Source organism: Nocardioides thalensis (assembly GCF_013410655.1).
Classification (GTDB): domain Bacteria; phylum Actinomycetota; class Actinomycetes; order Propionibacteriales; family Nocardioidaceae; genus Nocardioides; species Nocardioides thalensis.
The window spans coordinates 1,195,838-1,218,057 of record NZ_JACCFP010000001.1 but is presented as its reverse complement, the minus strand read 5'-3'; the positions used below and the strand labels follow the sequence as shown (position 1 = coordinate 1,218,057).

The 22,220-nt window shown below is 71.7% G+C and carries 23 protein-coding genes; 7 read left to right on the top strand and 16 right to left on the bottom strand.

The genetic code is table 11. The features are described 5' to 3' along the window. Positions 1–184: 184 nt before the first annotated feature. Genes HNR19_RS06035 through HNR19_RS06020 form a run of 4 tightly spaced genes read right to left on the bottom strand, consistent with a single transcriptional unit; the run spans position 185 to position 2,972 of the window. The gene (locus HNR19_RS06035; protein WP_179667078.1) at positions 185–802 is read right to left on the bottom strand and encodes a MarC family protein; all 618 of its coding nucleotides are present in this window, start codon (positions 800–802) and stop codon (positions 185–187) included. Further along, a complete protein-coding gene (locus HNR19_RS06030) occupies positions 799–1,668 on the bottom strand; it encodes a PHP domain-containing protein (protein WP_179667077.1) in 870 nt (289 codons plus the stop codon). The genes HNR19_RS06035 and HNR19_RS06030 overlap by 4 nt, the downstream gene beginning before the upstream one ends. 35 nt (positions 1,669–1,703) lie before the next feature. Then, positions 1,704–2,345: a DUF6758 family protein gene (locus HNR19_RS06025; RefSeq protein ID WP_246303483.1), complete on the bottom strand. Its 642-nt coding sequence runs from the start codon at positions 2,343–2,345 to the stop codon at positions 1,704–1,706. Between the two features lie 51 nt (positions 2,346–2,396). Next, a complete protein-coding gene (locus tag HNR19_RS06020; protein ID WP_179667076.1) occupies positions 2,397–2,972 on the bottom strand; it encodes a histidine phosphatase family protein in 576 nt (191 codons plus the stop codon). Positions 2,973–3,052: 80 nt separating this feature from the next. Between HNR19_RS06020 and HNR19_RS06015 the strand changes: the two genes are divergently transcribed. Then, positions 3,053–3,556, top strand: coding sequence for a DUF6174 domain-containing protein (locus tag HNR19_RS06015; protein WP_179667075.1), 504 nt, complete (start codon positions 3,053–3,055; stop codon positions 3,554–3,556). Here the strand turns inward: HNR19_RS06015 and HNR19_RS06010 are convergent. Together HNR19_RS06010 and HNR19_RS06005 are read right to left on the bottom strand one after the other, a co-directional pair. After that, a complete protein-coding gene (locus tag HNR19_RS06010; protein ID WP_179667074.1) occupies positions 3,543–4,586 on the bottom strand; it encodes a MaoC/PaaZ C-terminal domain-containing protein in 1,044 nt (347 codons plus the stop codon). The two genes, HNR19_RS06015 and HNR19_RS06010, sit on opposite strands and share 14 nt — an antisense overlap. 22 nt (positions 4,587–4,608) lie before the next feature. Further along, positions 4,609–4,797, bottom strand: a complete 189-nt coding sequence (locus HNR19_RS06005; protein WP_179667073.1) for a DUF5302 domain-containing protein — start codon at positions 4,795–4,797, stop codon at positions 4,609–4,611. A 130-nt stretch (positions 4,798–4,927) separates the two neighbouring features. Here HNR19_RS06005 and HNR19_RS06000 point away from each other — a divergent pair, with 130 nt between their 5' ends. Continuing rightward, positions 4,928–6,142 (top strand): acyl-CoA dehydrogenase family protein, encoded by a 1,215-nt coding sequence (locus HNR19_RS06000; RefSeq protein ID WP_179667072.1) that lies wholly within the window; start codon positions 4,928–4,930, stop codon positions 6,140–6,142. A gap of 14 nt (positions 6,143–6,156) precedes the next feature. Continuing rightward, entirely contained in the window at positions 6,157–7,176 is a 1,020-nt protein-coding gene (locus HNR19_RS05995) for a hypothetical protein (RefSeq protein WP_179667071.1), read from the top strand. 6 nt (positions 7,177–7,182) lie between these two features. Here the strand turns inward: HNR19_RS05995 and HNR19_RS05990 are convergent, their stop codons facing one another. From HNR19_RS05990 to HNR19_RS05950, 9 genes are all read right to left on the bottom strand, one after another. Continuing rightward, entirely contained in the window at positions 7,183–8,196 is a 1,014-nt protein-coding gene (locus HNR19_RS05990) for an endonuclease/exonuclease/phosphatase family protein (protein WP_179667070.1), read from the bottom strand. Positions 8,197–8,200: 4 nt separating this feature from the next. Then, positions 8,201–9,304, bottom strand: coding sequence for a hypothetical protein (locus HNR19_RS05985; RefSeq protein WP_179667069.1), 1,104 nt, complete (start codon positions 9,302–9,304; stop codon positions 8,201–8,203). Then, positions 9,301–9,570, bottom strand: a complete 270-nt coding sequence (locus HNR19_RS05980) for a DUF6752 domain-containing protein (protein WP_179667068.1) — start codon at positions 9,568–9,570, stop codon at positions 9,301–9,303. The genes HNR19_RS05985 and HNR19_RS05980 overlap by 4 nt, the downstream gene beginning before the upstream one ends. A 9-nt stretch (positions 9,571–9,579) precedes the next feature. Then, positions 9,580–11,154 carry a LicD family protein gene (locus HNR19_RS05975; protein ID WP_179667067.1) on the bottom strand — a complete coding sequence of 525 codons (1,575 nt, stop codon included), beginning with the start codon at positions 11,152–11,154 and terminating at the stop codon, positions 9,580–9,582. 19 nt (positions 11,155–11,173) lie between these two features. Next, a complete protein-coding gene (locus HNR19_RS05970; RefSeq protein WP_179667066.1) occupies positions 11,174–12,139 on the bottom strand; it encodes a glycosyltransferase family 2 protein in 966 nt (321 codons plus the stop codon). Continuing rightward, positions 12,136–13,200 (bottom strand): hypothetical protein, encoded by a 1,065-nt coding sequence (locus tag HNR19_RS05965; RefSeq protein ID WP_179667065.1) that lies wholly within the window; start codon positions 13,198–13,200, stop codon positions 12,136–12,138. The genes HNR19_RS05970 and HNR19_RS05965 overlap by 4 nt, the downstream gene beginning before the upstream one ends. Positions 13,201–13,205: 5 nt before the next feature. Then, positions 13,206–15,116, bottom strand: a complete 1,911-nt coding sequence (locus HNR19_RS05960) for a hypothetical protein (RefSeq protein WP_179667064.1) — start codon at positions 15,114–15,116, stop codon at positions 13,206–13,208. Positions 15,117–15,238: 122 nt separating this feature from the next. Next, complete coding sequence (locus HNR19_RS05955; protein ID WP_179667063.1) at positions 15,239–16,642, bottom strand: phospholipase D-like domain-containing protein; 1,404 nt, start codon at positions 16,640–16,642, stop codon at positions 15,239–15,241. 109 nt (positions 16,643–16,751) lie between these two features. Next, positions 16,752–17,141 (bottom strand): hypothetical protein, encoded by a 390-nt coding sequence (locus HNR19_RS05950; RefSeq protein ID WP_179667062.1) that lies wholly within the window; start codon positions 17,139–17,141, stop codon positions 16,752–16,754. 136 nt (positions 17,142–17,277) lie between these two features. On the opposite strand from HNR19_RS05950, the gene HNR19_RS05945 reads away from it, so the two are divergent. Genes HNR19_RS05945 through HNR19_RS05930 form a run of 4 tightly spaced genes read left to right on the top strand, consistent with a single transcriptional unit; the run spans position 17,278 to position 20,624 of the window. Beyond that, positions 17,278–18,543, top strand: a complete 1,266-nt coding sequence (locus tag HNR19_RS05945; RefSeq protein ID WP_179667061.1) for a magnesium transporter MgtE N-terminal domain-containing protein — start codon at positions 17,278–17,280, stop codon at positions 18,541–18,543. Continuing rightward, positions 18,540–19,067, top strand: a complete 528-nt coding sequence (locus HNR19_RS05940) for a DUF1003 domain-containing protein (RefSeq protein ID WP_179667060.1) — start codon at positions 18,540–18,542, stop codon at positions 19,065–19,067. The genes HNR19_RS05945 and HNR19_RS05940 overlap by 4 nt, the downstream gene beginning before the upstream one ends. 11 nt (positions 19,068–19,078) lie before the next feature. Further along, a complete protein-coding gene (locus HNR19_RS05935) occupies positions 19,079–20,254 on the top strand; it encodes a P-loop NTPase (protein ID WP_179667059.1) in 1,176 nt (391 codons plus the stop codon). Positions 20,255–20,285: 31 nt separating this feature from the next. Next, positions 20,286–20,624 carry a sec-independent translocase gene (locus HNR19_RS05930; RefSeq protein WP_179667058.1) on the top strand — a complete coding sequence of 113 codons (339 nt, stop codon included), beginning with the start codon at positions 20,286–20,288 and terminating at the stop codon, positions 20,622–20,624. Between the two features lie 3 nt (positions 20,625–20,627). Here the strand turns inward: HNR19_RS05930 and HNR19_RS05925 are convergent, their stop codons facing one another. Further along, positions 20,628–22,115, bottom strand: coding sequence for a sulfatase family protein (locus tag HNR19_RS05925; RefSeq protein ID WP_179667057.1), 1,488 nt, complete (start codon positions 22,113–22,115; stop codon positions 20,628–20,630). Positions 22,116–22,220 lie beyond the last annotated feature (105 nt).

Here is a 22,220-nt window from a genome sequence, read left to right as displayed (position 1 = left end):
CGAGGGGTGCCCGGCATCCGGCTGCGCCGACCGGACCACCTTCCCGGCTTGCTCGCTCCGCCGCGCAGCGGCGCTCTGTGGTCGCGCGCCGCTGTGGTCGGGGCGCCGGCGCGTCGTCGCGAAATCGCCGGGAAGGCGGCCCGCTCGGCTCCGCCGGCTCCCGGGCGCCACGGCCCGCGTCGGGTCAGCCTTCGCCAGCGATGAAGGCCCGCACCGCATCCGCCACCAGCTGCACCGCGATCGCCGAGAGCAGCAGGCCCGCGATCCGGGTGACGAGCAGCACGCCGCTGTCGCGGATGAGCCGCAGGATCGGCAGCGAGTAGCGCATCGCCAGCCACAGCGTGACGTGGACCCCGACGACGCCCAGCGCGACGGCGGCCAGCTCGGGGCCGTCGTCGATCTCCTCGACGAAGAGCATGGTGGCGACGATCGCGCCGGGACCGGCGAGGAGCGGGGTGCCGAGCGGCACGAGCGCGATGTTGGCGTCGGCGTTGGCCGTCGCCATCTCGTCCTCCTTGCCGGTCAACAGCTCGAGGGCGACCAGCAGGAGCAGCAGGCCCCCGGCGCACTGCAGCGCCGGCAGCGAGATGTGCAGGTAGCTCAGGATCTGCTGGCCGAAGAAGGCGAACAGGGTGATCACGAAGAACGACACCGCGACGGCCTGCCATGCCGCCCGGCGCGCGGTCGCGCCGCTGCGTCCGGCGGTCAGTGACAGGAAGATCGGGACCGTGCCGACGGGGTCCATGATCACGAAGAGCGTCACGAAGACCTCGACCACGAGCACGGTGTCGACGAAGCTCATGCAGCGTCCCCGATCACGGTCGTGGAGGAGCCGAGCTCCGCGGCGCGCGCCACGATCCGGCGGTAGGCCTCCGGCGAGGTCGTTTCACAGCCGAGGTCGTGGTCGACCTTGCCGAGGCCGTGGTGGTCGCTCGACCCGGTGACGACCAGCCCGAGGTCGTCGGCCAGGGCGCGCAGCGCCGCCCGCTGGGTCGCGTCGTGGTCGAGGTGGTCGACCTCGATGCCGAACAGCCCGGCGTCGGCGAGCAGCCCGAACGCGGCCGCGTCGAGCACGCCCGCGCTCTCCCGTCCCCAGGGGTGCGCGACGACGGGCACGCCGCCGGCAGCGGTGACCAGCTCGAGCATCGCCACCAGGTCGGCGGCGTAGCGGTCGACGTACGCCGGCCGCCCCGGCCGGAGGAACCGGTCGAACGCCTCCGCACGATCGGTGACGACCCCGAGGCGCACCAGCAGGTCGGCGACGTGCGGGCGGCCGGTGGCCGCGGTGTCACCGGTGATCTCGGCCAGCGCCTCCTCGGTCGCGGGGATCCCCAGCTCCCGGAGTCGCGCGAGCATCGCGGGCACCCGGGCCTCCCGGCCCTCCACGACACGGGCGAGCTCGGTCATCAGGGGCACGTCGTCGCCCGAGGGAAGGTAGGCGAGCAGGTGGACGCCGGACCCGCGGAAGCGGGTGCTGATCTCGATGCCGCGCACCAGCGTGACACCTGCACTGACCGCGGCGGCGGCTGCTTCGTCCCAGCCTGCGGTGGAGTCGTGGTCGGTCAGCGCGACGACGTCCAGGCCTGCGGCAGCCGCGGCGGCCATCACCTCGGCCGGCGGCTGGGTGCCGTCGCTCGCCGAGGAGTGGGTATGGAGGTCGATCCGCACCCTCGAAGGCTAGTGGGAACGAGGCCCGGTCCGGGTCACCACGAGGGGCCGGGGCCGCCGAACGGCAGCGCGAGCAGCTGCGGGCCGGTCGCGGAGACGTCGCGCAGGATCCACTCGTCGCGGAGCAGGAGGATCGCCGACGCCGGCCGGAGCACCAGCCACAGCCAGCGCCCCTGCGCCTCGCCGGCGAGCACCGACCGGTCCCACTCCCCCGGCGACGTGCTGACCGAGACCGGCCACAGGCCGGCGGCATGGGCCTCCAGGCGCACCTTCACCGAGGGCGGGCCGACGCCCACCTCGTCGCCGGGGTCGGAGCGGTCGGTCAGGCCCGCGACCCGGGCGCCGAGGCCGGTGCCGACCTCCTCGCTGACCACGATCACGTCGACCGGGCCGTCGAGCACGCTCGTGCCCGACACACAGGTCATCGTGGCGACGGCGGTGCCGTCCTTCGGCGCGACCGCGGCGAAGTCGGTGACGGTCCAGCCCGGCCCCAGCGGCCACGGCAGGAACGTCGGGAACGAGCCGGCGCGCCCGAGGTGGGCGGCGAACTCGTCGTACGACGAGGTCACCGGCTGCCACAGCGGGACGATCTCCCCGTGCTCGGGACACGCCCAGCCGCCGGTCCCCGTCTCGCCGACGGGGGTCGGGCACCGAGGGCAGCCGACGCGGAGCGACATGCCTGCCACCGTGCTCGCGGACGCGGCCCACGTCAAGCAACCGCGCGGGGGTCAGCTGTTCCAGCGCAGCACCACGGGCGTCTCGCGCTCGAAACCGAGGACCGAGACGGTCGCGGTGTCGAGGCGCAGCAGCCTGCCCTCGGACGGGGCGAGGCCCAGCCAGCGCGCGGCGAGCACCCGCAGCGAGTGCCCGTGGGCGAACACCAGGGTGCGGCCGTCGACGGCCCGCGCTCGCGCGACGACCCGGTCGAGCCGGGTCGCGACCTGGGCGGCGGTCTCGCCTCCGGGCGAGGGGTGCGTCCACACGGTCCAGCCCGGCACCGACGCGCGGATCTCGGGAGTCGTGAGCCCCTCGTAGTCGCCGTACGCCCACTCCACCAGGTCCTCGTCGACCTCGGCGTCCGCGAACCCCGCCAGCTCGGCCGTACGGCGCGCCCGCGCCCGCGGGCTGGTCAGGACCTGCGCGAAGTCCACCTCTGCGAGCCGCTTGCCGGCCGCGACCGCGTCCTGCTCGCCGTCGGCCAGGAGGGGCAGGTCGGTGACGGAGGTGTGCCGGCCCGCCCGGCTCCACTCGGTCGGGCCGTGCCGGACCAGCCAGAGCTCGCTCCCGTGGGTCGCCTCGTGCATGGCACCAGCCTGCCAGTGCGTCGGGACCGAGCGCGCGTCGCTCGCGGAACCGGCCACGATGCGGCATCGTCGTAACCACCATGAAGAACCTGCTCGCCGCCGGCGCCGCCGCCCTCGCCCTGACCGTCCTCGCCGCGTGCGGCGGCGAGGACACCAGCACGGCCGAGGACCCGGTCGACGACCCGACCACGGCGGAGTCGTCGACGCCGGTCGACGGCTCCACGGCTGAGCCGGGCGGCTTCCCCGCATTCGCGCCGGAGGACTACAGCTACGTGCTCGAGGTGATCTGCTACTGCCCGCTGACCGGGCCGGTCGAGGTCACCGTCGAGGGCGGCGAGGTCGCCTCCGCCGTCTACACCAAGGGCGGGCACGGCCTGACCAAGGGCGACGAGGCCCCCGACTTCATGCGCAAGACGATCAACGACGTCATCGACGCGGCCAACGACACCGACGCCGCCGAGGTCGACGTGACCTGGCCGGAGGGCCAGGACTACCCGCGCAGCGTCTCCGTCGACCAGGACAAGCGGATGGTCGACGAGGAGATCACCTACATCGTGCGCCGGGTGCAGGTCAGCGCGGGATGAACGCCCAGTAGTCGAGGTCGAGGAGCACGCCGGCGGCGTACTTCTGCTTGTCGTCCTCGGTGACCTTGAGCGTCATCGACTCGTCGCGCCCCTTGGTCGCGACGAGTCGCAGCCGCAGCGCGGCCACGCCGGGCGCGGTCGTCTCGGCCTTGTCGAGCACCTCCGACCACGCGTAGACCGTGTCGCCGGCGAACGCGGGCGCGACGTGCGAGCCGCCGTTGATCGCCGCGATCAGCTGGGCGTTGGCGAGACCGTTGAACGAGAGCGCGCGGGCCGTCGAGATGACGTGGCCGCCGTAGATCAGCCGGTTGCCGTCGGGTCGAGCCTCGGTGTTGAAGTGCACCTTCGCGGTGTTCTGCCAGAGCCGCGTGGCCAGCATGTGCTCGGCGTCGGTGAAGGTGACGCCGTCGACGTGGTCGATCTTCTCGCCGACCTCGTAGTCGTCGAACCGGTGCGGCTCGCCGGCGGCGGTGAAGTCGTAGGAGCTGAAGTCGAGCCCCTCCGGGACGACGAGGTCCTCGGCCGCGACGACCGGCGCGAGGTCGGGAACGACCGTCTCCGGGGCGGGCGCCTCGGTGTCGCGCTTGTGCACCATCACCCAGCGGCACCAGTCGAGCGCGACCTCGCCGCGCTGGTTGGTGGCCGTGGAGCGGACGTAGACGACGCCCGTCTTCCCGTTGGAGTTCTGCTTGAGGCCGATCACCTCGGAGCTGGTGTGCAGCGTGTCACCGGGCACCACCGGCCGGTGGAACCGGCACTCCGCGTAGCCGAGGTTGGCGACGGCGTTGAGCGAGACGTCGGGCACCGTCTTGCCGAACGCGACGTGGAATGCGATCAGCTCCTCCACCGGCGCCGGGCGCAGGCCGACGGACTCGGCGAACTCCGCCGACGAGGGGATCGCGAACCGCGTCGGGTAGAGGGCGCCGTACAGCGCCCGGTCGCCCTCGGTGATCGTGCGCGGCGTCGCGTGCTCGATCACCTCGCCGACGGTGAAGTCCTCGAAGAAGTTGCCCGCATTCGTCTTGCTCACGGGCCGCCATTCTGCCCGAGCGTCAGGAGCCGCCGCCCCCGGCCTTGCGCCGGTGCATCTTCGGAGCGCCGCCCACCACCTCGGGACCGTGGGCCTTCTCGTGGACCGGGCCGTCCTGGTGGACGCCCTTCTCCTTGTCGTTCTTGCGCTGGAGCGCCTCGCGCATCTTGGCCTTGAGGTCCTCGTTGGTCGAGTCGTTCCCGGCAGCCATGAGCAGTCCCTTCGAGAGCAAGATGTGGTCCACACCACCTTGTCACTCCCGCCCAACGGATCGCGACGGGTTTACGTCGTACTCGCCGGTAGAGTCGGCCCGGTTGTCCCGAAGCGGAAAGAGGAGCGCGATGTCGCGACTGTGCCAGACCGAAGGCCTCAACGAGGACCAGACCGAGATCCTCAAGGCCGTCCGGACGTTCGTCGACGAGCAGATCATCCCGGTCGCCCAGGAGCTCGAGCACGCCGACGAGTACCCGACCGAGATCATCGAGGGCCTCAAGGAGCTCGGCGTCTTCGGCCTGACCATCCCCGAGGAGTACGGCGGCCTCGGCGAGTCGCTGCTGACCTACGCCCTCGTGGTGGAGGAGATCGCGCGCGGCTGGATGAGCGTGTCCGGCGTCATCAACACCCACTTCATCGTGGCCTACATGCTGATGCAGCACGGCACCGAGGACCAGAAGCAGAAGTACCTCCCCCGGATGGCCACCGGCGAGGTCCGCGGCGCGTTCTCGATGTCCGAGCCCGGGCTCGGCTCCGACGTGTCGGCGGTCTCCACCAAGGCGACGGTCTCGCGCCACGAGGCCGACGGGACCGTGGCCGAGTACAGCATCACCGGCCAGAAGATGTGGCTGACCAACGGCGCCACGTCGACGCTGGTCGCGCTGCTCACCAAGACCGACGAGGGCGCCGACTCGGTCTACAAGAACATGACGACCTTCCTCGTCGAGAAGGAAGCCGGCTTCGGCGAGACCGCCCAGGGCGTCACGGTGCCCGGCAAGATCGACAAGATGGGCTACAAGGGCGTCGAGACGACCGAGCTCATCCTCGAGGACCACAAGATCTCCGCCGGCCAGATCCTCGGCGGCGAGCCGGGCAAGGGCTTCTTCCAGATGATGGACGGCGTCGAGGTCGGCCGCGTCAACGTGGCGGCGCGCGCCTGCGGTCTGGCGTGGCGCGGCTTCGAGCTCGGCGTGGCCTACGCCCAGCAGCGCAACACGTTCGGCAAGCCGATCGCCCAGCACCAGGCGATCCTGTTCCGCCTCGCCGACATGGCGACCAAGGTCGAGGTGTCCCACAACATGATGGTGCGCGCCGCGCGCCTGAAGGACACCGGCCAGCGCATGGACGTCGAGGCCGGCATGGCCAAGATGGTCGCCGCCGAGCACGCCAACGAGGTCGTCGAGGACTCCTTCCGGATCCACGGCGGCTACGGCTACTCCAAGGAGTACGAGATCGAGCGGCTGATGCGCGAGGTGAAGTTCATGCTCATCGGCGAGGGCACGTCCGACATCCAGAAGATGATCATCGGCCGCCGCCTCCTCGAGGACTACAAGCTCCGGTAAGGCTGGATCGAGCGATGGCCAAGCGCGTCGTGCTGCACGTCGGCACCATGAAGTCGGGCACCAGCTATCTGCAGGCGATGCTCTTCGCCCAGCAGGAGCGCCTGGCCGCCGCCGGCGTGCTCGTGCCCGGCAAGGTCTGGGGTGACCAGGTCGCCGCCGTGCAGCACGCCATCTCGAAGGGCGGCCCGCGCCACCACTGGGAGGCGATGACGGCGGAGATCAACGCCCACCCGGGCGACGCGGTCATCTCGATGGAGTTCCTCGGCCCGGCGCGGCCGCCCGCCGCCGCCCGCGTGCTCGAGCCGTTCGCCGGCACGCCCGTCGAGATCGTCGTCACCGCACGCGACCTCAACCGCACGCTGGTCTCGCTCTGGCAGGAGACGGTGCAGAACGGCCGCAGCTGGACCTGGGAGGACTACTACGCCGCCGCGCGCGACGCCGCCCCCGGCAGCGACCGCGGCCACGAGGACCGGGCCACCCCTGCCGGCACGTTCTGGCGCCAGCAGCACCTGGTGCGGATCCTCGGCGACTGGGCCGACCGGGTCGGCACCGACAACGTCACGCTGGTGACGCTCCCCCACCCGGGCGCGCCGTCGTCGACGCTGACGGAGCGGTTCGCGGAGGCGACCGGCTTCCCGATCGACCCGAGCCTGCCGGTCCCCCGCGCCAACGAGTCGCTCGGTCTGGCCTCGGCGCTGGTGCTCCGCGAGCTCAACGAGGCGCTCGACGCCCACGACCTGGCCTGGCCGCAGGGTCAGCGGCTCCGCAAGCAGGTGATCGCGAAGACGGCGCTCGCCGCGCTCGCGAAGGAGGAGCCGCGCCTCGGCCTCCAGGTCGCCGACTGGGTGCGCACCCAGACCGAGGCGACGGTCGCCGAGGTGGGCAACCTCGGCGTCCGAGTCGTCGGCGACCTCGCCGACCTCGACCCGGTCGACGTGCCCGGGATCACACCCGCCGAGGTCGACGTGGCGCTGATCGCGCGGGCAGCCCAGACGGCGCTCGCCGCGTCGGTCGTGGACAAGCTAAAGAGCTAAACCCCCTCAGCCGTACAGGTCCCCGCACACCTTCGCGGCCACCCCGTCGACGGCGTACGTCGCCCGCACCGCCCGATGGTCGGAGTTGGTGGCCGGCAGCACGTCGGAGCTGATCGCGGTGATGCCGTCGCCGCCGTGGAGCAGCAGGTCGATGCGGCCGCGCGGGTTGGACGACGGGTGCGTCAGGCCGGAGCCGATGCCGACCGCTCCCCACGTGTCGGTCATGCCCGCTCCCCCGATGATCGTGCTGAGCGGGGTGTCGCCCACCATCGAGTTGAAGTCGCCACCGAGGATCCGCGGCCGGTCGTCGGCGGCGATGATCGGGGCGATCGCCCGCGCCTGAGCGACCTTCAGGTAGTCGATCTTGTTCTGCAGGTGGGTGTTGTAGAGGCTGACCTCCACCCCGTCCACGTCGATCACGGCGTGGAGCAGGCCGCGCTGCTGGCCGCCGGGGCCGTTGGGCAGGTGGGTGTTCTCCGAGCTGAGGATCGGGTAGCGCGAGATGATCGCGGTGCCGTAGAGCCCGCCCCCGTAGTCGACGTTGGCGCCGAACGCGTCGTACCAGCCACCCAGGTTGTCGGCGAGCCAGCCGGCCTGGTCGATCTGGTTGGAGGTGTGCCGGAACTTGTCGACCTCCTGGAGGAGCACGACGTCGGCGCCCGAGTTGGCGATGACGCCGAGGTAGGCGCCGATGCCGCCCCCGATCCGGGCCGACTTGATGTTGTAGGACAGCACGGTGATCTCGGTCTCGACCTGCACGTCCTCGCACACCGGGGCGGGCACCGGCTCGAGGGTGAGCCCCTGCTGGACCTTGGCCTCCGGCTCCGTGGTCGGTGCCGTGGTCGTGGCCGAGGTCGTCGTCTCCGACACGATCGCGGCCGTCGGCTCGGCGTCGCCGCCGCCGGGGTCGACCACCTTGAACAGCCCGAACAGCAGGCCCGCGACGAGGACGAACCCGAGGATCAGGAGCAGCGGGGACTGCTCCGCCGGGGCGCGGTGACTGCCTGCCTGACCTGCCACGTCGTCACCGCCTGACGTCGCGGCCGGTCAGCCGGCGGGCGAGCAGGTGGCGAAGGCGCGGCGGGGCCGGCTGGTGGCGCGCGGCCTCGGCGTCGAGGGTGCGGCGGCGTACCTCCTCGACCAGGCGGGCGTTGAGGCGCACCGACGCCGCCAGGACCTCGGCCTCTGTCACGTCGGAGGGGTGCCGGCGCGGTGGCAGGTCGGCCGGGACCCGCAACCGCTCGGCGTCGCCGACCACGTCGTAGCCGCCGGCTCCGACCAGGTCCAACGCGCGGTCGCCCCGGCGCCGAGCGTCGGCCACCTGGTCGTCGCCCGGCCAGTAGCGCTCGGCACTGTCGGTGACGAGCAGCCCGTCGGCGAGGAAGGTGCGGATCCACCGCGCGCGTTCGCGGGCGCTGCGGACGTCGGTGAGGTGCGCGTTGAGGCGGCGGAGGAGCTCGGCCTCGACGACGCCCATCGAGGCGTTCGGGAACGCGTGCTCGTGGGGTACGGCGTCGGGGTCGACCCCGATCACGCCCGCGAACCGGCGCCACAGCTCGTCGCGCGGGTCCTCGGGCCCGGGCCCGACGATGACGTGCACGCGCTCGTCGGGTACGGCGCCGCGCAGTCGCTCGAGCACCAGCCCGAGGTCGAGCGCGCGCCAGTCCCAGATCTCCCGGGGGTCGTCGGACTCCGACCGTCCGTAGTCCGCCATCGGGGTGGTGCTCTTGTTCTTCAGCGACTCCTGCCAGCTGGAGGTGAACAGGCCGAGCGGCTCGCGAGCGGTGACGACGACGTGCACCTCCGCCGGCGCCAGGTCGTCGACCATCCGCTGCCACTGCTGCGCGCTCGCCGAGCAGAAGAACTCGTGGCTGATGACGGAGGTGCCGGGGTGGGCCGCCACCTGGGCCCGCACGACGTCCCACGCCTCCTCCGCGCCCGGGCCGCGGCGCCGTACGGCGTCGTCACCGCGGACGATGAGCGAGGACAGCAGGTGGTCGCGCTTTTCGCGGCCGGGCACCAGGACGCCGAGCTCGGCCAGCCGCCCCCGGTGCGGCCAGATGATCGACTGCAGGTAGGACGTGCCGGTCTTCGGGAGCCCGATGTGGACGAAGACCTTCTCGCTCATCGCTCGTCGGCGCCGAGCTCGTCGCTGAAGCGTCGCACCAGCTCGTCGACCTTCGCGGTGTCCTGCTGCGCCATGGGCACCAACAGCTCCTGGACGAGGTCGATCACCTCGGCCAGCCTGACGTGCGTCGTCTGGTAGTTGTGCAGCTCCTCCTCCAGCGTCGCGATCCGCTGCTCGAGCTGCTTGAGCCCGACCATCCGCCGGAACGTCCCCGCCAGCAGGTAGCGGCTCCCGGTCAGCTGCTCGTCCTTGTCAGCCTTTGCCATGCTCGTTCCTCACCTCCAGCTCACCGTCATCCGACATCCTCGCGGCTTCGGGTCCCATCCGCCCGTCAGCCACGGCAGCTCGAACCAGTTCGGGTCGAACCAGCTGATGTCCTCGACCGTGCCGCCGTATCGCTCGGCCAGCGCGACGATGTCACGGTGGTCGACCTCCCACACCAGGTCCTCGCGGTCATACTGGCGCGGATCGTCGCTGTCGAAGAACTCGAGGTAGAGACGGCCGCCGCCCCGCAGCACCATCGACGAGAAGCGGAACAGGCCTTCGCGACCGCGGTTGGGCGTCGCGTTGACGAAGTGGCGGGCGAGGACGGCCCGCGGGCCCTCGATCTCCCGCGCGAGCCGCGCGCCCCACGACAGCGAGTGGCGCAGCTCGAGGAAGTTGACCGTGTGCACGGTCAGCGGCCAGCCGTGCACGGCGGCGCGCTCGAGGTGGTGATCGATCGCCTTGAGCGAGTAGTCGAGACCGATCGTCGGGTGACGCTCGCTGGCGAAGAACGAGACGTCCTGCCCCCGCCCGCAGCCGACGTCGATGATCGTCGCGCCGCGCTCGGCGCGGTGGACCAGCCGCGCGATGTGGTGCGGCTTGAGGTAGGGGCGGTCGTTGCGGATCGAGAAGTACCACCGGTCCCAGCGGTTGCGACCCTCGCGGACGCCGCGGAACCAGCGGCCGAGCACGTCCCGCGCCGTCGTCTCCGGGTCGAAGGCGAAGGTCGGGTCGGGCACCCGCCAGCCGGGGCCGTACATCTGCTCCAGCAACCGCTCGGGAGCCGCCGGCGCCGGGAACTCGTGGCCGGCGAGCGTGACCGTCGACCGGGGGGTGATCCACTCCCGCTCGAAGGGGGTGTAGATCTCGCCGAGGAAGGCCAGCCGGTCGCCGTGCCAGAAGCCGCCGAAGATGTCGAGGCCGCGCCGGACCCCGACGGCGTCCTCGACGAAGACCTTGAGGCCGGCGCCGCTGTAGCGCTCGACGTGCATGCCGGCGCGGACCAGCGCGCGCTCGAGCCTGATCGACTCGAGGACGACCTCCACGGGCTGGGTCTTGGAGCTGACGTAGCCGAGGTCGACGTCGTTGTCGTGTCCGATGAACTGGCCCTCGCGCACGGCCCCGAGGAGGGTGCCGTAGGCGAGGAAGCCCTCGAGTCCACGGCTCTCGAGCAGGTCGAGCACGGTGTGGGTGGCGTCGAGCAGTGCCGTCGTCGACTCGGTGTCGGCCTCGAACGGCAGCGAGAGCCGGCCCTTGGAGTCGAGGACGAGCAGCCGACCCTCGCGGTCCTGGACCCGCACCCGGGTGTCGGCGGAGGTGAAGCGGATCTCCTCCTGGGCGAGCACGGTCCGGCCGGGGTCGCGAACCGTCACCTCCGCGGAGCCGTGGAGGAACCGGCGCAGCTGGTCGGGCCACGGCACCGCCCACTCGTCGCGACCCTTGCGGCCGCCCGGGCGCAGGGTCCCCACCTGGTCGGCGCGGAAGGACCAGACGCGGCGCTCGTCGAAGAGCACGTCCAGCGCCTGGTCGGGTCGACCGCTGACCGTGAGCCCGTCCTTGTCGAGCCGGATGATCACCTCGTCCATCGAGGGCACACCTCCCCCCTCATACGAGGTCGGCGAACCGGTGGGGGATCTTCGTGAACGGCCGCTTGTGCATCGCCAGCACCTGGCCGTCCCCGGTCGCCTTCCACATCTCGCCGCGGATCTCGACGATGCTCTCGAGCTTCGACACCTTCGGGCGGAAGCGCATGACCGCGTCGGGGTCGAGGCCCTTGTTGACCTCGGTGAGGATCTCGACCATCGCGTCGCCGGGCTGCTCCCAGCTGGTGCCGGGGGCCCGGTTCTCGTCCTGGTTGAGCGCATGCCGGTTCGCGGCGCTCGCCTTCAGCTGGTCCATGTCGGCGAACTTCATGTGGAACATGATGAGGTCGGGATCGATCTCGTAGGGGCACTTGATGCCGTGCGAGGCCCGGCCCCAGTCGACCCGGCTCCACTTCAGGCTCGGCTTGCACATGAGCGGCACGAACTTCGCGAACTGTCGCTGCCGCAGGAGGGGCTGGTCGAAGCGCAGCGGCGCCTCGCGGGCGAGGTCGTGCACGACGTTGTAGCCCATGACGCCGACGGCGGCGCGCCCCTCGGTGGTGGCGACGAACTCGCGGAGACCGGCGTGCCGGGCGGGGTCGGCGACGACGAACTCGTCTGCATCGGCGAACAGCACTGCGTCGTAGACGTAGAGCAGGCTGTGCGCGAGTCCGTTGAGGATGCCGAGGCGGGAGACCTCGAAGCTGTACTTGCGCAGGTAGGGGTAGCGGAGCACGGTCGCCGGCAGCCCGTCGGTGGACCCGTCGGAGCTGTGGTCGTCGATGACGTAGACGTTCTCGGCACCGAGCTGTCCGGCGTAGTGCTGGGCCCAGCGGCGGATCATCGGGCCCTCGTCGCGGGCCATCGTGATGGCGGCCACCAGCGGCAGCTCACCCGGCTCCCGCTGCCGTACGGCGGCCGCGGCCTCCGCATGGTGTGCGTCGCCGTTGCGGCGGGGACCCCGCTCCCACGGGGTGCGCAGCCTCATCCGTCCGCCTCGCGACGGCCGCGGCCCTGGCGCCGGTGCGCCCGGTCGGACTCTGCCCACGAGTCCAGCGACCGCGCCAGCGCCGAGACGGTGGCGTCGAGGACCTCCGCCTGGGAGACCTTGTCGGCGTGGACACCCTTGACGGGCACGGGGCGCAGGTCGAACAGGTCGCCGACGACACGGTGGCCGGCCTTCTGCAGCCGCTCGATCTGGCTCTCCCCCGCCTTGACGACCCAGGAGGCGTCGAGCCCGAGCTTGGGCTCCTCCTTGCTGCGGAAGACCATGCCGCGCTTGGCGAGCTTGTGCTTGACGTAGGTGTCGTAGATGGGCGGCATCGCGCCGTACTGCTCGTGGTAGGCCTGGTTGAGCCGGAGCAGCACGAGCGCCGAGGTCAGCCCGATCGAGGGGTTGGCGCGGACGTCGAGGTCGTAGCCCTCGGGATCGATGCCAATCGCCTCGCAGAAGCGCCGCCACAGGACGTCCGGGCCGGCACCGGGCTGCGGCAGCGTCACGAGCGTCAACCGGTCGTGGCCGAGGCTCTTGGCCCAGCGGGAGGCGATCTCGGGGATGCCCTGGTGCTTCCAGAAGTTGCGGGCGACCCGGTCGCCGGACTTCCGCTGCCGCACGGAGTCGAGGTACTGCCCCCACGGGGTGACGCCGCCGTTCTGGACGGCCTCGAGCCACATCGCCGGGATGTTGCGCCCGAGATCGCGGCAGGTGAGCACCGCCTCGACGGGGGTGTCGGGGAAGTCGGCGAGGATCTGGGCGATCTTGGCCTCCGACCGCGGTGCCAGGAACTCCATCGAGATGACGGCGGTGCCCTCCCACGCGTCGATCTCGCGGACCAGGCGGCGCCAGGGGCCGTCGTCGGCCAGCGGCGGCTGACCCGGGCCGCCCGCGGCGATCAGGTCGCGCACGGCCGTGACCTGGGCGCGCCACCGGGGGCCCGCGAAGAGCACGCCGCGCTCGGCCATCTGGTCCTTGTGCCGCCCGAGGACGTTCTGCAGGAAGCTGGTTCCCGACTTCATCGAACCCAGGTGCAGGACCAGCCGACTCGCCACGCGCGTCAGGGTACCCGGACGGTCGCCATGGGCACCCAGTGGTCGGTGGTGAGCCGGACCATCGGCGCCTTGCTGAACTGGAAGTTGCTCCAGTCGGTCTTGCGGGAGCCGAAGAGCCAGTCGACGCGCATCAGCCGCGGCGGGCGGCACTCGCCGTCCCTGGTGATCCGGCCTCCGTGCGCCGCCTCGAGCCCGGTGCGGGTGCGCACCTTGCAGAAGATCGTCCGCTTCTCGTTGAAGTCGCCGATGTAGTAGACCGGCAGGCCGGACTCCTCGAGCTCCTTGATCTTCGCGATCTGCTCGCGGACGGCCATGTTGCGCTTGCGCTGCATGTCCCAGCCGGCGTTGTGGATCGCCATCACCCAGAACTCCCGGCCGGTGGCCCGGTCGCGCAGCTTCACGTAGGGCCGTGGCAGCTCCCGCGAGATGAACATGGTCCGGATGACCTTCTTCTTCACCGCCTCGAACCGGGTCTTGTTCCAGAACAGGGTCGACTCGGTGTGCTGCGGGTCCACGGCCGGGTCGGGGAAGGACGCCAGCCGGCCGTCGCCCGCCCGCAGGATCGCCTCGACCTGGCCGCCGGACGCCTCCTGGACCCCGATGACGTCGAGCTTCTGGTTGAAGATCCCCTGCACCATCCACTCCGCGCGCAGCCGGCTCGGCGCGAAGCGGTCGGCGTCGCGGTAGGGCCCGGAGTGGTGCTCGCCGAGGGCGTTGAACGTCGCGATCCGGAACGAGAGGGCGGCGCCGCGCCGGCCCGGCAGCGGGCCGTCGGCGTTCGTGGGCCGGACGTACGCCGTACGGCGGCCCAGCTGGCTGCGCTCGTTGCTGCCCCAGCACACGACGGCGGCGTCGCGCAGGCCGCACGTGTGCAGCCAACCCGCGCTCAGCTCGCGGTAGGTGCCGGGCCGCTGGCGCGGCCTCGTGTAGGAGCCCTGGGTGCCGCCCACCTGGTGGTAGCGGTTGTCGCCCCAGCAGAACGTCTTGCCGGCGGTGTCCAGCAGGCAGCCGCCTCCCTCGAAGACGGAGATCCGGCTCGCCTGGTGGCCGCCCAGGACCGGGGTCGGGCGGTTGCGCGCGTCGCGGGTGCCGTCGCCCACGCCGCCGCGGTCGTTGCGGCCCCAGCAGTGGACGGATCCGTCGCCGCGGCGCGCGCAAGCGCTGGTCCAGCTCATCTCGACCTGCGACCAGCGGGCGTCGCCGCCGATCTTGACCGGGCGGGTGCGGTCGGCCCAGCTGCCGTCGCCCACCTGGCCGAGGAGGTTGCGGCCCCAGCACCACAGGGACCGGTCGTGCTTGATGCCGCAGGTGGTCCAGCCGTCGGTGCGCACGGAGTACCACCGGCCCCGCACGCGGTGGAGCTTCAGGTCCTGCTTCGTGTTGCCCTGACCCAGCTCGCCGTACTGGTTGTCGCCCCAGCAGTAGAGAGCGCCGCCCTCGCGGATGCCGCACGCGTGGAACCAGCCGACGTCGACGGCGCGCCAGTCCCGACCGGGCGCACGGCGCGGGTTGACCCGGACCTCGCGGGTGCCGTCCCCGACCTGGCCGCGGTTGTTGAGCCCCCAGCAGAACAGCCGGCCGGCGTCGCCGCGGATCCCGCAGGTGGTGGCGCCGCCGGCGGCCACCCTGCGCCAGTTGGTGCGGTCACCGACGCGCGTCGGCTCGTCGACCGACTCGGTGCGCTCCCCCGTGCCGACCTGGCCCCAGGTGTTGCGCCCCCAGCAGAAGAGCGAGCCGCCGATGATGCCGCAGGTGTACTCACCTCCCGCCGAGATCCGGTCGTAGCCGGACAGCGCCGGCCCCTTCCGGGCGTAGCGGTCGGCCTCGTCGGCCCCAGCGGGCACGCCCGCAGCGACCGAGAGCACGACGGCGAGGACGGCGGCGAGTGCGGCCGGGACGCGCGCGAGCGAGAACAACGGGGGCCTCCAGACAGATCGGGGAAGAGATCGGTTGGCCGCCATCGATCCTAAGAAGACGAACGCCGGGCGGGCCGCATTCGGCCCACCCGGCGTTTCGTCGCTGCGGTGAGGTGAGAGCGTCAGCCCTGGTGGCCCAGCTCCAGCTCGAGGCCCGCGTAGGGGTTCTCGACACCCTGGCGACGGAGGTACTCCGTCGTCACCAGGCGGCCGCGCGGAGCACCGTTGTAGAGGCCGGTGATCCACTTGCCGTACTTCTTCTCGAGGCTGTTGCGCCGCACGATCATGCCCTGCTCGTCGGAGATCGTGCCGATCGTCGACCAGTTGGCGCTGCCGTTGAAGACGACCCGGGCGCTGCGGTCGCCGCGCCAGTTGCCGCTGATGGTCATCGCCTTCATGTGCAGGTAGTTGTCGTAGGCACCGTCGCCGTCACCGTCGTAGGCGAGGTGGCGGACCGGGACGCCCTGGAGGATGCCCATGACCTCGTTGGTCGACAGCGTGTAGACCATGCGGATGTTGCAACCGCGGTTGTGCAGGTCCTTGATCTTGTGAGCGATCCGCTGCCCGCGGCTGTTCTGGATGACCGCGGAGGCGATGCGGATCGCCGTGCGGCCGCGGATGCCGGCGTCGCGGGCGCCCTTGCACTGCACGTCGTTGAGCATGTCCAGGACCAGGTCCTTTCGACCACCGCGGGGAGCGAACCACGCGAGGGTGTCGCCCTCGCGCACGGTGAACGCAGGAGCCTTGCGGTCCCGTGCGGACTCGCGGAAGATCCGCTGGTAGGCCTCGTAGATCCGGTTCCTGCCGACGGTCGTGAACCAGTCGTTCCACTGGTTGACCGAGGCGGGACCGGTCAGGTTGGCCGAACCCTGCATGACGATCTTGCGGCTGCGGCCGGCCTTGCTGATCGTCACCCACTTGGAGTGCATCGCGCCGCCCTTGCCGCGGCAGGAGTTGCTGCAGGTGCGGGTCCAGCTGCGCATCGCCTTGGGGCGCTTGCGGTTGCCGGCCTTGAGCGCGTCGGTGAGCCGACGGAACTCGTGGTTGACGAGCGTGCGGGCCATGAACACCCGGACGCTCACGCCGCGGCGGTGCGCCGCGATCAGGTCGTTGGTCAGCCCCACGGCGCTGAAGTTCCAGCTCATCACGCGGATCTTCTCGCCCTTGGGGGTGTGCCGCAGTGCGCGGCTGATCTTGTTCTTGATCGGGTACTGCTTGCCGAAGGGGCTGTTGAACGTCACGCCCGGCGCCAGGCGGAACCTCGCCCGGCGGCCGTCGCGGTCGCCCTTCCGGCCATCGCGGTCACCGGACCGGTCGCCCTCGCGGCCGTCGCGGTCCCCCGTCCGGTCGCCCTTGCGGCCGTCGCCGCTCCGGTCCCTGTCCTCGCTCCGCAAGCTCTGGGTGCCGGACTCGTCACGGTCCCGCTCCTCGGTGATCGGCGTCGGTGCGCCTGCCTGGGCCGGAACGGCCAGTGCCGGCGTCGCCAGCACAGCCGCGGTCACCACTGCGGCGACGTACTTCCTCATTGCGTTTCACCACTCCTCGACTCGGCACTCATCGTGTCGCGCGTTCGGGGGGCGACGCGTGCGCGCCGGAGCCGCGGCATGCCTGCGGCAGGTCCCCCATCGGGGTTGATCATGCCAAACAGGACTGCTTGGCCGAACGGTAATGCGAATCCTGGGCAAGACCCTCGGTCTCGTTGACCGGGCCGCCGACCACGGCGTAGAAGAGCTCGTCGTAGGTCACCAGCACCTGACCGGACGAACACATCTGACGGTCGGCCTTGACCGCCGTGTCACCGTCGAGGCACCCCTTGTAGCCCTGCGGCAGGGTGGCCTCGGCGACCCAGACCTCGGCGCACGACGGCCAGTCGGGCACCTCGGTCGTCTCACCCTCGGTGGGCTCCGACGCCGACTGGTCCGGCTCGGCCGACGGGTCCCTCGCGGTCGTCGGCTCGTCGTCGCCGCAGGCGGCGAGCAAGGTCAGGATCGCCGCTGCCAGCGCGGTCCCAGCGGTCCGTCGCACGGTCCCCTCCATCCGGTTCGGGTCATTGCCACACTAAGAGCATGACGTCCTAGACCGTCAATCGGTTGCGTCACGCTCCCCCGGGCGTGGCGCGGGGTGCGCGGCCGGACGGACGTCTCCCACTACCGTTGCCCTCGTGAGTGTCACCCCGTCGCGTGTCTACGCCGCCCGGCTGGTGGGCCTCCCGATCTTCGACCCGCAGGGCGACCAGGTCGGGAAGGTCCGCGACCTCGTCGTCAGCATGCGCAGCGAGTCCGCGCAGCCGCGCGTGCTGGGCATGGTCGCGGAGGTGTTCGGCCGGCGCCGGATCTTCGTGCCGATGACCCGGGTGACCAACATCGACAGCGGGCAGGTCTACACGACCGGCCTCCTCAACATGCGGCGGTTCGAGCAGCGCTCGACCGAGACGCTGGTGATCGGCGAGATGCTCGACCGCACGGTCACCGTGATCAGCAGCGGGGTGTCCGGCACGGTCTACGACGTCGCGATGGAGCGGTCGCGCACCCGCGACTGGGTGCTCAGCCGGGTCGCCATCCGCGAGCCCTCCAAGGCGCTGCGGCGGCGCGGCCAGACCCACGTCGTGGAGTGGAACGACGTGCGCGGACTGGCGCGCACCGACGAGAAGCAGGGCGCGACCCACCTCGTCGAGGCCCTCAACGACATGCGTCCCGCCGACGCGGCGAGCATCCTGCACGACCTCCCCGTCGAGCGGCGGACCGCGGTCGCGCTCGCCCTCGACGACGAGCGCCTGGCCGACGTGCTCGAGGAGCTGCCCGAGGAGGACCAGGTCGGGATCCTCGAGCGGCTCGACTCCGAGCGTGCGGCCGACGTCCTCGAGGAGATGTCGGCCGACGACGCCGCCGACCTCATCGCCGACCTCCCGCCGGAGACGCAGGAGGTGCTCCTGCGGCTGATGGAGCCCGACGAGGCCGAGGACGTCCGCCGGCTGATGAAGTACGTCGAGAACACCGCCGGCGCGATGATGACCCCGGAGCCCGTGATCCTCGGCCCCGACGCCACCGTCGCCGACGCGCTAGCCCACGTGCGCAACCCGGACCTCACCCCGGCGCTCGCGTCGATGGTCTACATCTGCCGTCAGCCGCTGGAGACCCCCACCGGCAAGCTGCTCGGGGTCGCCCACATCCAGCGGCTGCTGCGGGAGCCGCCGTCGTCGCTGGTGGCCGGCGCCGTCGACGACACCCTCGAGCACCTCCGCCCCGAGGCGACGATCGACCAGGTCGCCGCGCACCTCGCGACCTACAACCTGGTCGCCGCGCCCGTCGTCGACGAGGACCGCCGCCTGCTGGGCGCCGTCACGGTCGACGACCTGCTCGACCACATGCTGCCCAACAACTGGCGCGACCGCGCCGCGAGCTCGGGCAACCCGGGGGTGACGCCGTGACCGAGCGTCGCGGGGAGCGGCTCGACACCCCGACCGGCGCCCGCCGGCAGCTCGTCCGCCGCCCGACCTTCAGCTCCGACGCGTTCGGGGTCTTCGCCGAGCAGTTCGCGCGGTTCATGGGCACCGCCACGTTCCTGATCTACATGACCCTGTTCGTGGTGATCTGGGTCGGCTGGAACGCGCTCGCGCCCGAGGACCTGCGCTGGGACGACTACCCGTTCATCTTCCTGACCCTGATGCTGAGCCTGCAGGCGTCGTACGCCGCCCCGCTGATCCTGCTCGCGCAGAACCGGCAGGAGGCGCGCGACCGCGTCATCGCCGAGCAGGACCGGCAGGCCGACGCCCGCGCGCACGCCGACATGGAGTTCCTCGCCCGCGAGGTCGCGTCGCTGCGGATGGCCGTCGGCGAGGTCGCCACCCGCGACTTCCTCCGCTCGGAGCTGCGGGCGCTCCTGTCGGACCTGGAGGAACGCGACGAGTCTCACGCTGACGGCGACGACGGGACGGCAACTCCCGGACCGTAGACTCGGGTGTCGTGAGCACCCCTCCGTCTGTCCCGTCCGTCGACCAGGTCACCGCGGCCCTGGCAACGGTCAACGACCCCGAGATCAAGCGGCCGATCACCGAGCTCGGCATGGTCGACTCCGTGGACGTCGCCGACGACGGCGTCGTCAAGGTCCGGGTGCTGCTCACGGTCGCCGGCTGTCCGCTCAAGGACACGATCAACCGCGACGTGACCGCAGCGGTGAGCGCCCTCGAGGGCGTCACCCGGGTCGACCTCGACCTCGGCGTGATGACGGCCGAGCAGCGCTCCGGCCTGCACGAGACCCTGCGCGGCGGCCAGGCCCAGCGGGAGATCCCGTTCGCGCAGCCCGGCTCCCTGACCAAGGTGTTCGCGATCGCGTCCGGCAAGGGCGGCGTCGGCAAGTCCTCGGTCACCGTCAACCTCGCCCTCGCGCTGGCGCGGGCCGGCCGCAAGGTCGGCATCGTCGACGCCGACATCTACGGCCACTCCGTGCCGGCCATGCTGGGCGTCGCGGACTCCCGGCCCACCCAGGTCGACGACCTGATCATGCCCGTGCCGACCGCGTCGGGCGTCTCCGTCATCTCGATCGGCATGCTCAAGCCGAAGCGCGAGCAGGTCGTCGCCTGGCGCGGCCCGATGCTCGACCGCGCGCTGGTGCAGATGCTGGCCGACGTCTATTGGGGCGACCTCGACGTGCTGCTCCTCGACCTGCCGCCCGGCACCGGCGACATCGCGATCTCGCTCGGCCAGCACCTGCCGGGCGCCGAGGTCGTCGTGGTCACCACTCCGCAGGAGGCGGCCGCGGAGGTCGCCGAGCGGGCCGGCACGATGGCGTCGATGATGCACCAGCGGGTGGTCGGCGTGGTCGAGAACATGAGCTATCTCCCCTGCCCCCACTGCACGCCCGAGGGCAAGGACCACCGGCTGGAGGTCTTCGGCTCCGGCGGCGGCGAGCGCGTCGCCACGACGCTCTCGGCGCGGTTCGGCTACGACGTGCCGCTGCTCGGCCGGATCCCGCTCGACCTGTCCCTCCGCGAGGGCGGCGACGTCGGCAAGCCGATCGTCGACGCGGACCCCACGGCCCCTGCCGCCGAGGCGCTCGCCGACATCGCCGACCGCCTGGCCGGTCGCGGCCGCGGCCTGGCCGGCATGCAGCTCGGCCTCACCCCGAGCAACCGGTTCTAGCGCGGGCCGCGAGGGCCCGTAGGATCACGCCGTGTTCGGAGTCGGCCTGACCGAGCTTGCGGTCATCGCGTTCATCGCGGTGTTGGTCTTCGGCCCCGACAAGCTGCCCGAGCTCGCCAGGCAGGCGGGCCAGCTCCTCCGGCAGGTCCGCCGGTTCGCGACGTCGGCCCGCGACGAGCTGCGCTCCGAGCTCGGTCCCGAGTTCGCCGACCTGGAGCTGCGCGACCTCGACCCCCGGACGATCGTGCGCAAGCACATCGCCGAGGCGATGGCCGAGGACGACCTCGACGACGAGCCGCGGGCGCGGCGGGCCGGTCAGCGTCCGCTCGGCGTGGGCGAGCGGCCGCCGTACGACGTGGACGCGACGTAGCGGTCAGCGCCGCCGGGCCTTCGTCCGCGCGGGCGACTCCGTCGGCCCCGGCACCGGCCCGAACGACTGGTTGCACTCCGCGCCCCGGCAGTCGGCCAGCTCGACCAGGCGCCGGCGCAGCTCCGCCTGCGTGGCGGCGTAGCGCGGGTCGCCGTAGACGTTGTCGAGTGCCCACGGGTCGACCTCGCGGTCGAACAGCAGCCCGACCGAGGGGTCGCCCGGGTGGGTCGCATAGAGGTAGCGGTCGGTCGTGACGCCCCGGTAGCGCCAGCCGTGGTCGGCGTCGCGCTCACCGTCGCCGGCCTGCACCAGCACGGTGTCGCGCTCGGCCAGGGCGGTGGTGTCGAGCAGCGAGAGGCCGTCGGACGGCCGGTCAGCCGACGGCTCGGCGCCCGCCCACTCGAGGATCGTGGCGGCGAGGTCGACCAGGGTCACCGTCTCGTGGTTGGTGGCGCCGGCGGGCACGCCCGGGCCGCGGACCAGCAGCGGGATGTCGAGCGACTCGTCGACCAGGTAGTTCTTGCCGTGCATCCGGTGCTCACCGAGGACGAACCCGTTGTCGGAGGTGAACACGAGGATCGTGTTGTCGAGCTCGCCGGACTCCTCGAGGTCGGTCACCAGCTGCTGGATGCTGTCGTCGACCGAGCGCAGGGCGCGGGCGCGGGCCCGCGCGCGGACGAGCTCGTCCTTCTTGGTGAAGTCGGCCTCGAACAGGTCGCGCGGCAGGTCCGCGACGTCGTCCTCGTAGAACGAGGGCCGGTCCATGAACTCCGGGCGGAGGTCGAGGTACTCGTCGTCGTACCGGGGCTGGGTCGCCGGCTTCTTCACCAGGCCGCCGCTGCGGCCGTGGGGCGCGGTGTGGTTGACGACCATCATGAACGGGTCGTCGCCCGAGAGGTCGTCGACCATCCCGCCGACGCGCTCGGACGTCACGTCGGTGATGTAGCGGTCCTCGTAGACGTCGCCGTCATACCACTCCGAGCGCCAGTAGGCGTAGGTCGTGCCGCCGACGATCGGGTCCCAGGCGTCCCAGCCGGCCGGGCGACCGAGCGACCGTGTGTAGCCGTTGAGGTACTTGCCGTGGTAGCCCGTGCGGTAGCCGGCGAGGTCCAGCCAGCGGCCGATCGTGTCGTCGGGGCGCCGCAGCGCGTCGATCCCGCCGTACGGGCCGAGGTTGTGGCGGACGCCGTTGTTGTGGCCGTACTGGCCGGTGACGAGCTCGGCCCGGGCCGGGCAGCAGATCGGGTGCGGCGAGATCGCGTTGGTGTACGTCGTGCCGCCGCTCGCCAGGAACTGCTGCGTGAACGGCAGGTACTGCATCTCGTCGGTGCGCATGTCGTCGGTGAGGATCACCACGATGTTGGGTCGCACGTCCGCCTCGTCACCCGGCGCCATGCTCGGCACCAGGCCCCGAGTGCTCGCGCCCTGGAGCAGGAGCGCGGTGATCGCGATCAGCACCAGGGCGGCAGGAAGCAGTACCCGCGGTCTCAAGGTCGTCCATCCTCAACTGGTTGGGGACAGGGCGATGAAGGGACCGCCCCGAGAGAGTCGTCCGAGCCCGACCTCGGGTCGGCCGGACTCCCTTCCGATTCTAGG

Coding starts and splice junctions, on each gene's coding strand:
- HNR19_RS06035 (WP_179667078.1), bottom strand. CDS start 802: ATGAGCTTCGTCGACACCGTGCTCGTGGTCGAGGTCTTCGTGACGCTC.
- HNR19_RS06025 (WP_246303483.1), bottom strand. CDS start 2,345: ATGTCGCTCCGCGTCGGCTGCCCTCGGTGCCCGACCCCCGTCGGCGAG.
- HNR19_RS06020 (WP_179667076.1), bottom strand. CDS start 2,972: ATGCACGAGGCGACCCACGGGAGCGAGCTCTGGCTGGTCCGGCACGGC.
- HNR19_RS06015 (WP_179667075.1), top strand. CDS start 3,053: ATGAAGAACCTGCTCGCCGCCGGCGCCGCCGCCCTCGCCCTGACCGTC.
- HNR19_RS06005 (WP_179667073.1), bottom strand. CDS start 4,797: ATGGCTGCCGGGAACGACTCGACCAACGAGGACCTCAAGGCCAAGATG.
- HNR19_RS06000 (WP_179667072.1), top strand. CDS start 4,928: ATGTCGCGACTGTGCCAGACCGAAGGCCTCAACGAGGACCAGACCGAG.
- HNR19_RS05995 (WP_179667071.1), top strand. CDS start 6,157: ATGGCCAAGCGCGTCGTGCTGCACGTCGGCACCATGAAGTCGGGCACC.
- HNR19_RS05985 (WP_179667069.1), bottom strand. CDS start 9,304: ATGAGCGAGAAGGTCTTCGTCCACATCGGGCTCCCGAAGACCGGCACG.
- HNR19_RS05980 (WP_179667068.1), bottom strand. CDS start 9,570: ATGGCAAAGGCTGACAAGGACGAGCAGCTGACCGGGAGCCGCTACCTG.
- HNR19_RS05975 (WP_179667067.1), bottom strand. CDS start 11,154: ATGGACGAGGTGATCATCCGGCTCGACAAGGACGGGCTCACGGTCAGC.
- HNR19_RS05970 (WP_179667066.1), bottom strand. CDS start 12,139: ATGAGGCTGCGCACCCCGTGGGAGCGGGGTCCCCGCCGCAACGGCGAC.
- HNR19_RS05955 (WP_179667063.1), bottom strand. CDS start 16,642: ATGAGGAAGTACGTCGCCGCAGTGGTGACCGCGGCTGTGCTGGCGACG.